Annotated in this window: 17 protein-coding genes; 13 read left to right on the top strand and 4 right to left on the bottom strand. The window is 48.0% G+C overall.

Features of this window, described 5'->3' with window-relative positions; translation table 11 throughout:
• Nucleotide 1 precedes the first annotated feature (1 nt).
• Both HR45_RS13945 and HR45_RS13940 read right to left on the bottom strand, forming a co-directional pair.
• The gene (locus tag HR45_RS13945) at nt 2–523 is read right to left on the bottom strand and encodes a phosphatase PAP2 family protein (RefSeq protein WP_037444052.1); all 522 of its coding nucleotides are present in this window, start codon (nt 521–523) and stop codon (nt 2–4) included.
• A gap of 70 nt (nt 524–593) precedes the next feature.
• Complete coding sequence (locus tag HR45_RS13940) at nt 594–857, bottom strand: YgjV family protein (RefSeq protein ID WP_037444050.1); 264 nt, start codon at nt 855–857, stop codon at nt 594–596.
• A 323-nt stretch (nt 858–1,180) separates the two neighbouring features.
• Here HR45_RS13940 and rraA point away from each other — a divergent pair, with 323 nt between their 5' ends.
• From rraA to HR45_RS13885, 11 genes are all read left to right on the top strand, one after another.
• Complete coding sequence (gene rraA, locus HR45_RS13935) at nt 1,181–1,666, top strand: ribonuclease E activity regulator RraA (RefSeq protein WP_037444048.1); 486 nt, start codon at nt 1,181–1,183, stop codon at nt 1,664–1,666.
• 277 nt (nt 1,667–1,943) lie between these two features.
• A complete protein-coding gene (gene ubiE / locus HR45_RS13930; protein ID WP_037444045.1) occupies nt 1,944–2,699 on the top strand; it encodes a bifunctional demethylmenaquinone methyltransferase/2-methoxy-6-polyprenyl-1,4-benzoquinol methylase UbiE in 756 nt (251 codons plus the stop codon).
• A 1-nt stretch (nt 2,700) separates the two neighbouring features.
• On the top strand, nt 2,701–3,330 hold the full coding sequence (locus tag HR45_RS13925; protein WP_037444043.1) for a ubiquinone biosynthesis accessory factor UbiJ: 630 nt from the start codon (nt 2,701–2,703) through the stop codon (nt 3,328–3,330).
• On the top strand, nt 3,327–4,979 hold the full coding sequence (gene ubiB, locus HR45_RS13920) for a ubiquinone biosynthesis regulatory protein kinase UbiB (RefSeq protein WP_037444041.1): 1,653 nt from the start codon (nt 3,327–3,329) through the stop codon (nt 4,977–4,979). Before HR45_RS13925 ends, ubiB begins: the two co-directional genes overlap by 4 nt.
• 63 nt (nt 4,980–5,042) lie before the next feature.
• On the top strand, nt 5,043–5,276 hold the full coding sequence (tatA, locus tag HR45_RS13915; protein WP_037444038.1) for a Sec-independent protein translocase subunit TatA: 234 nt from the start codon (nt 5,043–5,045) through the stop codon (nt 5,274–5,276).
• 6 nt (nt 5,277–5,282) lie between these two features.
• Nucleotides 5,283–5,711 (top strand): Sec-independent protein translocase protein TatB, encoded by a 429-nt coding sequence (gene tatB, locus HR45_RS13910; RefSeq protein WP_037444034.1) that lies wholly within the window; start codon nt 5,283–5,285, stop codon nt 5,709–5,711.
• A gap of 3 nt (nt 5,712–5,714) precedes the next feature.
• Nucleotides 5,715–6,464, top strand: a complete 750-nt coding sequence (tatC, locus tag HR45_RS13905; RefSeq protein WP_037444032.1) for a twin-arginine translocase subunit TatC — start codon at nt 5,715–5,717, stop codon at nt 6,462–6,464.
• A gap of 55 nt (nt 6,465–6,519) precedes the next feature.
• Entirely contained in the window at nt 6,520–7,074 is a 555-nt protein-coding gene (locus HR45_RS13900) for a hypothetical protein (RefSeq protein WP_037444030.1), read from the top strand.
• Entirely contained in the window at nt 7,071–7,862 is a 792-nt protein-coding gene (locus HR45_RS13895) for a TatD family hydrolase (protein ID WP_037444027.1), read from the top strand. The genes HR45_RS13900 and HR45_RS13895 overlap by 4 nt, the downstream gene beginning before the upstream one ends.
• 2 nt (nt 7,863–7,864) lie before the next feature.
• Nucleotides 7,865–9,772: a sensor domain-containing diguanylate cyclase gene (locus HR45_RS13890; RefSeq protein ID WP_052074746.1), complete on the top strand. Its 1,908-nt coding sequence runs from the start codon at nt 7,865–7,867 to the stop codon at nt 9,770–9,772.
• A 137-nt stretch (nt 9,773–9,909) separates the two neighbouring features.
• Entirely contained in the window at nt 9,910–10,449 is a 540-nt protein-coding gene (locus tag HR45_RS13885; protein ID WP_037444025.1) for a thioredoxin family protein, read from the top strand.
• A 58-nt stretch (nt 10,450–10,507) separates the two neighbouring features.
• On the opposite strand, the gene HR45_RS13880 is transcribed toward HR45_RS13885, so the two are convergent.
• Nucleotides 10,508–11,377: a Ppx/GppA phosphatase family protein gene (locus tag HR45_RS13880; RefSeq protein WP_052074752.1), complete on the bottom strand. Its 870-nt coding sequence runs from the start codon at nt 11,375–11,377 to the stop codon at nt 10,508–10,510.
• Between the two features lie 51 nt (nt 11,378–11,428).
• Nucleotides 11,429–12,721, bottom strand: a complete 1,293-nt coding sequence (gene rhlB / locus HR45_RS13875; protein ID WP_037444020.1) for an ATP-dependent RNA helicase RhlB — start codon at nt 12,719–12,721, stop codon at nt 11,429–11,431.
• A gap of 149 nt (nt 12,722–12,870) precedes the next feature.
• Here rhlB and trxA point away from each other — a divergent pair, with 149 nt between their 5' ends.
• Both trxA and rho read left to right on the top strand, forming a co-directional pair.
• Nucleotides 12,871–13,197: a thioredoxin TrxA gene (gene trxA / locus HR45_RS13870; RefSeq protein WP_037444017.1), complete on the top strand. Its 327-nt coding sequence runs from the start codon at nt 12,871–12,873 to the stop codon at nt 13,195–13,197.
• Nucleotides 13,198–13,399: 202 nt separating this feature from the next.
• Nucleotides 13,400–14,662, top strand: a complete 1,263-nt coding sequence (gene rho, locus HR45_RS13865; RefSeq protein WP_037444015.1) for a transcription termination factor Rho — start codon at nt 13,400–13,402, stop codon at nt 14,660–14,662.
• Nucleotides 14,663–14,717: the final 55 nt, after the last annotated feature.

Here is a 14,717-nt window from a genome sequence, read left to right as displayed (position 1 = left end):
ATTATCCTTGAAGGCAGTAGGAAGCGTAGTAAGTTGCGCTGCAACCAAGCAGCATACCGGCGAGAATATCGGTGGGATAATGCACCCCTAACACGATACGGGAACAGGCGACTAATGCAGCCCATATCAATACTGGAATCGTCAACAGCGGATAACAGATGATGATGCCAGAGGCGAACACAAACGCCGCCGCGGTATGGCCTGACGGCAGACTAAAACGATCAGATGGTTCAAAATGCGTAACAACCCCAGCGGCGAGACTGTGGCAGGGTCGGGTACGACGAATGGTATTTTTCAGCAGCAAATACAGTGGTAGCTCCACCAAAAACGCTGCCAACATAAGGTTGAAGAAGTGTTGGCCATCGTCGCGCACTAACAGCAGCAACACTGAGGCATATAAGTAAAGTGGCCCATTGCCAGACGCAGAAAACGCTAGTGCGAGCGGCTGTAACCGATATTTACGGCCGAGATAATGCAGTTGGCAAAATCCTCGGCGATCCCAATCTGCGAGTCGTAACAGCATAGTGGGCACTCCTTCCAGTCGTATGAGCTAAAGACTAGAAGTTGGCCGTGACGTCTCGGTGACAATTGCTCTACATTTTTGTTACATCAAAATCGGCACTGGAGCGGGCTTTGTAGCGGTATAAGCGCACGAGATGAATCACATTCACTACGCCGACAAAGGCATTCATTGCCGCTACAGGCCAAGCTGTAATGGCAGCACCATAGATGACAAACAGTACGCAACCAACAAAATTTAGCCAACGCAACCAGATAATATCTTTCATCATCAAGGAGATGGCGACCATCAGCGAAGCGCTGTAACCCACCAATTCAACGGTATTTAATGCGTCCATATTTTTAGGCACCTTAAGAAAGGCCCTCTGCCGTCCATGCGCTTAATGGGGGATCCGTGCCCCTAAAGCAAAACAAAAAGAGAGAAAGGAATTTTTAGGGGGCATATACTAGCAGAAAGCCGCCAAGCTCGACATGGCAATTCATGTTCCGCTGATATTTTACTGGTGAGGATAATGGCAACAGAACTTGGCTAAAGTGTATTCAGCGTCGCAACTTACGTGACTAAATGCGCTTTCCTTTTAAAGAATCCCTTATATACTGATGACTTAGTTGTGCAGAACCTTGTGCTACAAGGCCGAGCTGAAAAAACAGGAGTATGATGATGGAATACAACACTTCAGAGCTGTGTGATATGTACCTGGATGTTGTTGATGTAGTAGAACCAATGTTCAGTAACTATGGTGGCTGCAGTTCCTTTGGTGGTGCTATTTGTACCATTAAGTGTTTTGAAGATAACGGTCTCATCCTTGACGTGTTGCAAGAGGATGGTGAAGGCAAGGTACTGCTAGTTGATGGCGGTGGTTCTCTGCGTCGCGCCTTAGTTGATGCTGCAGTAGCAGAACTAGCGGTCAAAAATAACTGGGAAGGTATTGTGGTGTACGGTAGCGTGCGCGAAGTTGATGCACTTGAAGATGCCGATGTTGGTATTCAGGCGCTGGCTTCTATTCCCGTAGGTGCAGATGCGAATGCCGTAGGTGAAGTGGATATTCCAGTGAACTTTGGCGGCGTAACCTTCCTGCCGGGCGATCATATCTACGCAGACAACACAGGTATTATCCTGTCGCCTGAACCGCTGGATATTGAATAACTCAATATTTGCAGCAATAAGCCGACGTCAATGTCGGCTTTTTTGTTCAAATGTAACACTAAATGTCAGGGTGAACTGCAACGCGTTGTTTAGCCTATCATTACCAGCAAGCGCTATTCAGCGCGCGCAGATTATGGTCTAATGCACGACCTTATCGGCTGCGATATCTCGAATTTTTACGGCATGATCACAGCCTGACCTAAAAGGGATTTGGCACGCGCGTGTCAACGCATACACTTTCAAGCAAATTATTATAGTTGTTCATAGGAATACACGAATGTCTGAAGACTCATCCACAAGTACCCATTTTGGTTATAAAACGGTTGATGCCGATAAAAAGGCGGATATGGTCGCAGGTGTTTTCCACTCAGTAGCCACACGCTACGACATCATGAATGATGTGTTGTCGTTTGGTATTCACCGACTCTGGAAACGTTTTACCATCGAATGCGCTGGCGCGCGTCCAGGCATGAAAGTGTTGGATTTAGCCGGTGGCACCGGTGATTTGACGGCCAAATTCTCCCACATTGTTGGCGAAACTGGCGAAGTGGTATTGGCCGATATCAACGATTCCATGCTGAAAGTGGGTCGCAGTAAATTGCGCGACAAAGGGATCGTCAGCAACGTTAACTATGTACAAGCTAACGCTGAAAGCCTGCCCTTCCCTGATAACACCTTTGACATCATCACCATCGCCTTTGGTCTGCGTAACGTAACCAACAAAGATGCTGCGTTGGCCTCAATGCAGCGTGTGTTGAAGCCAGGTGGTAAATTATTGGTCTTGGAATTTTCTAAGCCTAAGCATGCGATCATGACCAAAGCTTACGACCTATACAGCTTTAAGATGTTGCCGATGATCGGCAAGATGATTGCGGATGACGCTGACAGCTACGAGTATCTGGCAGAATCTATTCGTATGCACCCAGACCAAGAAACCCTGAAAGGGATGATGGAACAAGCGGGTCTGGAGCAAGTTGACTACATCAACATGACTGATGGCATTGTGGCGCTGCACCGTGGCTACAAGTTCTGAGATGCAGTTTACTCCGGCTGAGCAATGGCACCTGTTTTGCTGTGGTGCCATTGAAACGGCACTCGCTCAGGCCATCGCCTTGTCGCATATTGAGCCGAATAAGCTAAAACCGTTAGCGGGCAAAGTATTTTGCTTTGAACTCAGACAGTTGCCTTGGCCACTTTATTTGCTATTTAGCGAGCAGATCCAAGTATTGGGGCACTATCAGGCGCCAGTGGATGTTCGCGTTAAGGCAGATGTGACTCAGTTGCTGAAAATGCATGAAGGCGAGAGCCTGACCGAACTCATCAAACAAGATAAGCTGACCATTGAAGGCGACTTAGCCTTGCTACAGCAATTCAGCCAATTCCTGCAGTTGCTAAATCCGGATGTAGTGGAGCCTTTATCACGTTATATCGGTGATGCTCCTGCCTATTGGCTCACGTCTAACGCCTCACGTGCCGTAGATGAATTGAAAAACATCGGCCGTAAAACTTGGTCACACCTTGGGCAGTTGGCGACAGAAGAATATCGCGTAGCCCCTCATAAGCTTGAATTTATTCGCCATTGCGACAGAATTGACGATCTTGTCGGCGCAGTTGATCTGCTTGAACAACGGATTGCCAAATTGAAGGACCACAATAACGTATGAGTTTCGTCAGTAGCTTCAAAAGAGCTTATCAGGTTATTGCCATTTTTCTCCATTATGGGCTCGACGAGCTGCTACCTAAAAAGCTCACGCCTTGGTACTTCCGCTTGTGGCGTCGCAGCCTGTTTTGGTTACGCAACCGACATAAGCATCGGCCTGGCGGCGAACGTCTCAAACTGGCAATGCAGGAGTTAGGTCCGGTTTACATCAAATTTGGTCAGATGCTGTCAACCCGTCGCGATCTGCTGAGTGACGACTGGGCTTACGAGCTGGCAATGCTGCAAGACCGCGTACCGCCGTTTGACTCAAAACTCGCCCGCGAAGCGATTGAAACTGAATTAAAAGCGCCGATTGAATCATTATTTGATGACTTTGATGACACGCCACTAGCATCCGCCTCTATTTCACAAGTCCACACGGCCATATTGAAATCCAATGGCAAAAAAGTGGTGCTGAAGGTACTGCGTCCGAATGTAGAACAACAGATTCTGGCTGACTTGCAGCTGATGCGCCAAACCTCGCAGCTACTGGAAACCATTCTTGGCCCCGGCAACCGTTTACGCCCGGCTGAAGTGGTTGACGACTATCGCACCACCATTCTTGGCGAATTGAACCTTAAACTGGAAGCCCTCAATACAGTTCGGTTGCGTAACAACTTTATCGACTCAGATGCACTATATGTGCCCTATGTTTACGAAGAATTGTGCTATCCGCGCCTAATGGTGATGGAACGTATCGATGGCGTGCCAGTCTCCGATATCGCGGCGCTGAAAGCTCAAGGGACGAATCTTAAGTTGCTGGCCGAAAAAGGCGTGCAGCTGTTTTTCACTCAGGTATTTCGCGATAACTTTTTCCATGCCGATATGCATCCCGGCAATATTTTTGTATCACGCCAACACCCGGATAATCCCTCTTATATCGGCTTAGATTGCGGCATTATGGGCACCTTGAGTGACACCGACACCCGCTATCTGGCAGAGAATTTTTTAGCATTTTTTAATCGCGATTATCATCGTATTGCGCAGCTCTATGTCGAGTCTGGTTGGGTCTCACCGGACACCGATATGCAGGCATTTGAGCAGGCGGTAAAAGTCGTGTGTGAACCTATGTTCAACAAGCCGCTGAATGAAATCTCCTTCGGCCATGTATTGTTGGAACTGTTCCGCACCGCCCGCAGCTTCCACATTATTGTGCAGCCACAATTGGTGCTGCTGGAAAAAACCTTGCTGTATATTGAAGGTTTAGGTCGACAACTATATCCGCAGCTCGATTTATGGCAGACTGCTAAACCATTCCTTGAAGAATGGATGTCGCATCAAGTTGGCCCTAAGGCAATGTTTTCGAAAGCGAAAAAACATATGCCTTACTGGACGGATAAACTGCCAGAACTGCCTGAACTGATTTATGACAATCTCAAATTAGGACGCAATCTGCTGGGTTCTCAACAGCAGATGCTGGATAAATATCTGCGGCATCAACAACGCTCACATACCAGCAATTACCTGCTGATAACATCTGCTGTTTTGTTGATCTGTGGCACGATATTATTCAATCAGGACGTTACACTTTGGCTCGCGCGTGCCTGTATAGCCGCTGGTGTTGTATTCTGGCTGGTAGGATGGCGATCCAGACCAAAAATCAGAAAATTTTAATTCGTTATTTACTAATCAACGGTTCATAATAGAGCCGATCATTAAGTCGAGAGGAAAACCTGCATGGGTGGTATCAGTATTTGGCAACTTCTTATCATCGCATTAATCGTTGTGCTGCTGTTCGGAACCAAGAAGTTGCGTTCTCTGGGCGGTGACCTCGGCGGTGCAGTTAAAGGCTTTAAGAAAGCCATGTCTGATGAAGAGCAAAAGTCTCTCGAAGACAAAGAAACTGCAGCTAAGAGCGAAAGCGTTGAAGCTGAGAAGAAACCAGAGTCTAAGGAAAAAGAACAGGCGTAATCCCATATGTTCGACGGTATCGGTTTTTCCGAATTACTGTTGATCGGAATTCTGGGGCTGGTGGTTCTCGGCCCCGAACGTCTGCCGATCGCAGTCCGCACTGTTTCCGGTTGGATCCGCGCGATGAAGCGTATGGCCAACTCGGTCAAAGATGAGCTAGAGCAGGAACTTAAACTCGAAGAGCTTCAGGCTGATTTAAAAAAGGCTGAGCAAAACGGGTTGGGTAACCTGTCTCCGGATTTGCAAGATTCGATCAAGCAGCTGAAAGAAGCAGCGCAGGCGGTCAATCGTCCATACGATATTGAATCATCTTCGCAATATTCTAAGAATCCGCCAAAACTTGACGATAGCACTGACACTGTAGCTGACAGTGCGCCGGCAAGTGACAGCAACACTAGCGCTTCTACTGCTGATAAAGATAAAAAGAGCGAGTAATACATGTCGCAACAGCTGCCGTTAATCAGCCATTTGCTGGAGCTGCGTAACCGCTTGCTCAGAGCTATCGCCAGTGTTTTACTGGTGTTTGTTTGCCTAGTGTATTGGGCAAAAGATATCTATCACTATATGGCAGTGCCACTGCTGCAAGCGATGCCAGAAAGCGGCACCATGATCGCTACCGATGTCGGCGCGCCTTTCTTCGCTCCATTCAAACTCACCATGGTGCTATCGCTGTTTATTGCGATTCCATACGTGCTGTATCAGATTTGGGCCTTTGTCGCGCCCGGGTTATACAAGCATGAAAAGCGCTTGGTGTTTCCCCTGTTGATTAGCAGCACTTTGTTGTTTTATCTCGGTATTGTGTTTGCCTATTACGTAGTGTTTCCGGTGGTATTTGGCTTCTTCGCCAACGTCGCCCCCGAAGGCGTACAAGTGGCCACCGATATCAGCAGCTACCTCAATTTCATTCTGAAGCTTTTCTTTGCTTTCGGTTTAGCCTTTGAGATCCCAATTGCCGTAGTATTGCTGTGCTGGGCAGGTGTCACTACGCCAGAAGATCTCAAATCAAAACGCCCATACATTGTGGTCGGCGCGTTTGTGGTCGGCATGCTGTTAACACCGCCTGATATTCTGTCACAAACTATGCTGGCAGTGCCGATGCTGTTACTCTTTGAAGGTGGTTTGCTAGCAGCTCGCTTCTACAAACCAGCTGATGATGAGGACGACTCAGAGGAAGCTGAGCAGCCCTAGTCCGTCATCCCTCGTCATATTACGATAACGATATTATTGATAAAGGATGTTTGAGATGCGCTATTTGTGGATTGCTGTCGCCGCTGCGGGGTTTAGTTTGCCGAGCATGGCGTCAGTTGAACAGGCCGTGCTTAACTGCGCCAAGGTAGACAATGCCCAGCAACGCTTAGCTTGTTTCGACAAGCTAAGCCAGTCACTGACTCACCTTGCTGGTAACTCTTCAGCGTCATCTGCGCCCACGCCTGCGGCTCCGGCATCAACAGTAGTAGTACCTCAAGCTCCGGTTGCTCCCGTAGCACCAAGGGGCACAAGCGCTACCCCACCATCAGTGCCAACCCAAGTTAACCCGCAGCAACTGTTCGGCGCAAAAAGCAAAATTGAAGATTTAACCCCCGATGCTATCGAGTTAACCGTAGCCAGCATCAGTAAAAGCTTACGTGGTGAAATGTCAATCACCTTCAAGAATGGCCAAGTGTGGAAGCAACTAGAAGCGAAACATTATCGTTTACGCGTGGGTGATAAAGTCACCATTAAAAAGGCGTCGTTAGGGTCATTTTTGCTATATGCCGAAGGGCGTAACAGCTCTATTCGGGTACAACGCGAACAGTGAATCGTTACCTCGATATTGCCGTTAACCTGCTAGGCAGCAGCTTAGAGCAGCGTCTTGATGAGGTAATCACCGATGCTCAGGCTGTCGGTGTATCACCTTTGATTCTTATTGGCAGCGAACTTGACGAAAGCGCTCGCTGCATCGAACTCTGCCAACAATATCCAAAACAGCTATACACCACAGCTGGTGTGCATCCTCATCATGCCAGCAGTTGGCAACCCGAGAGTGAAGCCCGGTTACGGCAAATGTGTCAGTCAGATTCAGTCGTGGCGGTAGGTGAATGCGGGCTCGATTTTAATCGCAACTATTCCACACCAGCCGAGCAACGTCGCGCCTTTACCGCGCAGTTAGCATTAGCAGTGGAGCTGCAACGTCCGGTGCTGATGCATGAGCGCGATGCTCATGCAGACTTTATCGCGATTCTGGCGGAATACCGTAGCGATCTCCCCGCCGCTTTACTGCACTGTTTCACTGGCGATATTGCCCAAGCGGAAAGCTATCTGGCGCTAGATCTATATTTAGGTGTCACAGGTTGGGTCTGCGATGAACGCCGTGGTCATGCATTGGCAGAGGCGGTTACTGTCATTCCTGAAAACCGTCTGCTGTTAGAAACCGATAGCCCTTACCTATTACCACGCACGCTTAAACCTAAGCCTAAATCGAGTAAAAACGAACCTAAGTATCTGCCGCATATTGCCAATCACGTAGCACAGCTGCGAGGACAATCGGCGGAAACACTCGCAACTCAGTGCTATAACAATAGTTTGAAGTTCTTCGGACTGGAGTAACCATGGCGCACTGGGGCAGATACCTATTATTGCTTTGGCTGATACTGCTGCCACAACTGGCAAAGGCAGTGGAAGTGAGCAATGGTAAGCTGGTAGATGTCGACCTCTCTCCTTATGTCCTTGTTACCGAGCAAACGCCTGATATGCGCTTCGCCGCGGTACAAGCCTTAGACAGCAAACAGTGGCAACCTCAACAAGATAAATTGCTTCTCAAAATGGGCACCAAAGGACTGTGGCTCTATGTCAAACTCATTCAGCATGGCGATGGCAAACATGACCGCTTTCTTGAAATGGGGAATCCTAACGTTGATAAAATCCGCCTATTCCATGCGGTTGATGGTCAACTCGAACAGCAACTGGTATTAGGTGATACTTTACCTTTCAGCAAGCGCCCACAAGAACATGCGAACTTTCTGTTTCCGTTTGAGATGCAGCAAGGCGAAGTACATGAATTCTGGATTGAATTAGCCTCTGAAGGCAGTAGCTATCTGCCGCTACATTTATGGTCTTCTAAAGCGCTACTGCAACGTGACCAAAGCCGCGAGATGATTAAAGGGTTTCAACTCGGCATTCTGTGCGCTATTGGCCTGTTCTCGCTATTTATGGCGTTGGTTACCGGCTCATTTACCTATGGTTATTATGCAGGCTACGTACTGCTTATGGCGCTCATGGTAAGTTGCATTAATGGCACCGCCTTTCAGTATCTGTGGCCTAAATACCCGTTATGGCAGCAAATTGTATTGCCGGTAATCATTCCGTTAGTGGTCGCCTTTGGAACGCTGTTTACTGAAAAAACCTTACTGCTGAAATACCACAGTGTTCCGATGCTGCGCGTATGCCGCGCCATTACCGCACTATGCGTACTGCTGGCGCTGTTATCCCTAGCGCTAAGCCAACATCTGGCACTCATTCTTGAACTGATTGTGGTGGTATTGGTGTGCCTGACATTGGCGGTGATGACCATCATGCAGTCAATCAGTGGCAATAAGTTGGCGCAGCTGTACGCCTTTTCGTCGCTGGGCATTATTATCGGCTCATTACTGACCAGTTTTCAGTACATAGGGCTGATCGCTCTGCCAGTCAATCCGCAAACGCCTATCATGATTGGCCTTACGGTGGAGATTGCGCTTAAAGCAGCAGTGCTCGCGATTCGTTATAACGAAGAACGCAAAGCAAAGGCGAAAATCCAACAAGAAGCACTCGAGCAAGCGGAACGTATTCGCCAAGTGCGTGAAGAAGCATTACAAACAGAAGCAGAAACCAATGAACGGTTAGAGCGCATGGTGCAGGAACGCACGCTGGAGCTCGAATTCACGCTGCGCGAATTAAACGAAGCCAACCAAAAATTGCTGGAACAATCGCAAGTCGACAGTCTTACCGGTGTGCGCAATCGTGCGAGTTTTGAAAAACGCCTGCAGGCAGAAGGGCGAATTAGCCGCCGACAACAAACTCCGATTGCGCTGATGATGCTCGATATCGACCACTTCAAAGTGATTAATGACACTTATGGTCACCTCGCTGGCGATGAAACATTAAAAGCGGTCGCCGAAACCTTAAGAGAAAACCTTAAACGTCCGAGCGACTTAGTATGCCGTTTTGGCGGCGAAGAATTTGCCATCATTCTGCCTAATACGGATGACGATGGGGCGCTCACGCTAGCAGAAACACTGCGTAATGCCATCTCACAACTCGACGTAAGTTGGGATGCGCAAAAGGTGCCGTTAACCGTCAGCATCGGCGTTAGTTCGGCAGTGGTCGAATCGGATACTCATATGACGCGGGTACTGAGCAATGCCGATAAAGCGCTTTATCAAGCCAAGCGTCAGGGGCGTAACCGCGTTTGTTTATATGATAATGCGCAATATCAAGCGAACAGTGCCGCGGCAGCCAAAGAGCCTTCCTCGCACTGATCGCCGCTTTGCTGGCGCCTTGCCACGCACAAAACTTTAGTGATCCCTGTAACAGCCATAACCTTGTGTACTTCTCAAGCGTGTATATCAATGATTCAATCAGAGTGGACTAGAGTCACAGCTGTTAAGGAAGTAAAATGCATAAGAATATAAAAGCATTACTGGCAACGTCTGCCCTGTTTTTTGCTGGCCACAGCATCGCAGATCCAGGTTGCGGTTTTGAAGAAAACCAAGAAGGGTTTATGGCAACTTGTAAGCAAGAAAAACAAGAAGTGATTTTGACGGGTGTAGTCGAGGGTCACAAGCTGGTGACTGAACTGCCACCATTTATGAGTGGTTATAAAGATTATCAAGTCGATACTGATTCTATCGCGCCGATTAAAGCGGTCACCACGCCAACCGAAATCGTGGTTATCATTGGCACTTGGTGCCCAGACTGCCACCGTGAAACCCCGCGCTTTATTCGCATTATGGAAGCGGTGAACAACCCAAATATCAAAGTGAAATTTATTGGGGTTGATCGCAAGAAGCAAGATCCTGAAGGCCTTGCAGCGCAGTATGATTTCAAACGTATTCCAACCTTTATGGTTATTCAGGACGGTAAAGAGATTGGCCGCATTGTGGAGCGTCCAACCGAATCGTTAGAAAAAGATCTGGCTAAAATCTTCAGTAAATAAGCTGGTTTTAGCGCATAAAAAAGGCTCCCATGGGAGCCTTTTTTGCACCTAGCAAATATCAATGGTTATGCAGTCGCTGATGCAACATCTGTAATACACCTTCACGCAATGCCCCACCAGAAAGGCTCAGGTGTTCAATCTGTAACTGCTTAAACAACGCCAATAAAATAGCCACTCCTGCAGCAAAGGTTGGCGCACGCTCAGTTGATAATCCACTGATGTCCAGCAGAGACAAGGAGGTCTGACTGAGAATCTCTTGTTTGAGACTGCCGAGCACATCTAACGTGATCGTTTCTGAGACACCGCGATGCTGCAACACTTCCACTACAGACTGAACCGCGCCAGACGCACCAACAACGGCACGCCAACCTAAGCTCAATAACTGCGATCTATGCTCTGCCAAAATCTGCTCGACTTTGGCGGCTGCATCATCAAAATCTAGCGGCTGGATTGGCGCTTCACTGAAAAACAACCGATTAAACGTGACCGAACCAAATGGCAAACTGGTTTTAAACAGCACTTGCTCGCCATCACCGATAATAAATTCGGTACTGGCGCCGCCAATATCAATCACCAAACGGCGACCTTCTGTTGGGGTTGTGGCCACCATGCCTTGATAGATGAACTCTGCTTCACGCATGCCGCAGATAATTTCAATGGGATGCCCTAGCACAGGCAGAGCACGTGCATTGAAATCTGCAGCATTATTGATGGAACGTAATGTGGCCGTCGCGATAACAGCTACCGCATCAGTACTGATTTGATGATGCTGCAGCATAGAAGCAAACATTGCCAAGCAATCAATGCCACGTTGCATCGCTTCGTCGCTCAATGTGCCATCAGCGCCTATTCCATCTGCCAAACGCACTTTACGCTTATATTTAGCTAATATTTGCGGCTGATTACCCACACTATGGGCAACCAGCATATTAAAACTATTAGACCCCAGCGTAATAGCGGCGTACGGCTTCAAGATGGCTTAGTTCCTGCGGCTTCGATCGTTGTTGCGACGTGGACGGCTGTTACGATTTCCACTGCCGTCACGCTTGGCTCCAGTAGGTACCCGGCGACGGTGAATTTTCACTGGTTGCGGCACATCAGACAACAAGGCATCGCGGTCATATGACGTAACCGGAATATGGTGTTGAATGTAGGTCTCGATCGCTGGCAGGTTTAGCGCATATTCTTCACAGGCAAAACTGACTGAGACACCTTTTTGCCCAGCACGACCAGTACGACCAATGCGGTGGACGTAGTCTTCGCAATCATCTGGCAGGTCAAAGTTATAAACATGCGAGACATCGGCGATATGTAAACCACGAGCCGCAACGTCGGTAGCCACCAGAATATCCAATTCGCCCTTGGTAAACTGTTCAAGAATTTTAAGGCGTTTTTTCTGCGGCACATCACCAGTCAGCAGGCCGACACGGTGACCATCACCTTCCAACCAACCCCAGAGGTTCTCACACTGGTGCTTAGTGTTGGCAAATACGATAGCTTTATCCGGCCAATCTTCTTCAATCAGGCTCAAAAGCAGCAACACCTTGTCTTCCATCGAAGGATAGAAGAGTTCTTCTTTGATATTGCGGGAGGTTTTTTCTTCCGGTGCGATTTCAACTTTCACCGGATCGTTCATGTGATCGTATGCCAGTTCCTGCACTTTCATTGATAAAGTCGCAGAGAACAGCATGTTGAGACGGTCTTTAGCGTCCGGCATGCGACGGAATAGAAAGCGGATATCTTTGATAAAGCCCAGATCAAACATACGATCCGCTTCATCCAGCACTACAGCTTGAATCGTGCTTAGGTTAATAACGCCCTGACGCACGTAATCGATGATACGCCCGGTGGTACCCACTAGGATATCCACGCCCTGGTCTAGTACTTTACGTTGAGATTCGTACCCCTCACCGCCATACACAATACCAAGTTTTAAACCTGTGTGTTTGGCAAGCAAGTTCCCGTCTTTGGCAATCTGAATCGCAAGTTCACGCGTTGGCGCCATAATAATCGCCCGCGGCTGATTCAATTGACGGCCTTCAGGAACCGCTGTCGTTAGCAAGTGGTTAAAGGTTGCCACCAAAAACGCCAACGTTTTACCAGTGCCCGTTTGTGCTTGTCCGGCAATGTCCTTGCCTTGCAACAGCACAGGCAAAGATAGCGCTTGAATAGGAGTACAGTGTTCGAAGCCGTTTTCTTGCAACGCTGCCAGCACAGTTGGCTGCAACGGCAAGTCGGCAAATTTTTGTTGGGATAAATGTGTTTCGCTCATAGCGGAAGCATAGCAGTTAGGGTTGCAATAAGATACTCGATAGTTTGAAATAGCCACAAGGGAAAATGGCGACTTGAAACGCTGTTTTGTGGCCCAATATATAGGTTAAGCCGATTACATACCAGTAAAGGCACCAATTGGAGAACATCATGAGTGATAAAATTATCTATGTAAGCGATGACAGCTTCGAAAACGACGTGCTGAAATCAGAAACGCCTGTATTGGTAGACTTTTGGGCTGAGTGGTGCGGCCCTTGCAAAATGATCGCCCCTATTCTGGACGATGTGGCTGGCGAATACGAAGGCAAACTGACCGTGGCCAAAGTAAACGTTGACCAAAACAATGCAACTCCAGCGAAATATGGTATTCGTGGTATCCCTACACTGCTGCTGTTCAAAAACGGCGAACTAGCAGCAACTAAAGTAGGCGCACTGTCTAAAACTCAATTGAAAGAGTTTATTGAAGCTCAAATCTAAGCTTTTGAGTGACCCTTGGCACGCTATCAACGAAAAAGCGTGCCGAGGGCTGTAAAATTCTGGACGCCTTTTCTTTTCAGTGCTAACGTATTAAGCAGATTCTATCTAAACCCACTTCTTCGCAGTTCAATCATCCTTCTTCGTGTCACTATTTGAGTGGTTGACCGCGTGAGCTTTTTCGCTATAACAAGACCCACCAGAAATGAATTTAAGTGAATTAAAAAACAAGTCGATTGCTGACTTAGTCGCACTTGCTGAGGCCATGAACATTGAAAACATGGCGCGCGCCCGTAAACAAGACATCATTTTTGCCATTCTGAAAGCCCACTCAAAAAGTGGTGAAGACATTTTTGGCGGTGGTGTACTGGAGATTCTGCAGGACGGTTTCGGATTTTTGCGTAGCGCTGATGGCTCATATCTCGCAGGTCCTGACGACATTTATGTGTCGCCTAGCCAAATCCGTCGCTTTAACATGCGTACCGGTGACACGATTTTCGGTAAGATTCGACCACCAAAAGAAGGTGAGCGTTATTTTGCACTGCTGAAAGTCGCTGAAGTCAACTTCGACAAGCCTGAAAACTCTCGTACCAAAATCCTGTTTGAGAACTTAACCCCGCTGCATGCAGAAGAACGTCTGCGTATGGAACGCGGTAACGGTTCTACCGAAGACATCACAGCTCGGATTTTGGATCTTTGTTCACCTATCGGTAAAGGCCAACGTGGTTTGATTGTGGCCCCGCCAAAAGCGGGTAAAACCATGTTGCTGCAGAACATCGCGCAATCTATCTCCTACAACAACCCTGAAGTGGTGTTGATGGTGCTGCTGATTGACGAACGTCCTGAAGAAGTGACCGAGATGCAACGTCTGGTACAAGGTGAAGTTATTGCTTCGACCTTTGATGAACCAGCAAGCCGTCACGTACAAGTGGCTGAAATGGTGATTGAAAAAGCCAAGCGTCTGGTTGAACACAAAAAAGATGTGGTGATTTTGCTCGACTCGATCACTCGTCTGGCGCGTGCCTACAACACCGTCGTGCCTTCATCGGGTAAAGTACTGACCGGTGGTGTGGATGCGAATGCCCTGCATCGTCCTAAGCGTTTCTTCGGTGCCGCACGTAACATCGAAAACGGTGGTAGCCTGACCATTATCGCTACCGCGTTGATCGATACGGGTTCGAAGATGGACGAAGTGATTTACGAAGAGTTTAAAGGTACAGGTAACCAAGAACTGCATTTGTCACGCAAAGCCGCTGAAAAGCGTATCTTCCCAGCGATTGACTTCAACCGTTCAGGTACCCGTCGTGAAGAGAAACTGACCACCTCTGATGAACTGCAGAAGATGTGGATCCTGCGTAAAATCCTCAACCCAATGGATGAGGTAAGCGCGATGGAATTCCTGATCGATAAACTGGCAATGACCAAAACTAACGAAGAATTCTTCAGTGCGATGAAACGTTCTAAATAGTCATTGACGATGTAATTGATAAAAAAGCCGCTATTTATAGCGGCTTTTTTTGTGA

The sequence above is a fragment of the Shewanella mangrovi genome, from assembly GCF_000753795.1.
GTDB lineage: Bacteria > Pseudomonadota > Gammaproteobacteria > Enterobacterales > Shewanellaceae > Shewanella > Shewanella mangrovi.
This window is presented reverse-complemented; position numbering and strand designations above follow the sequence as displayed.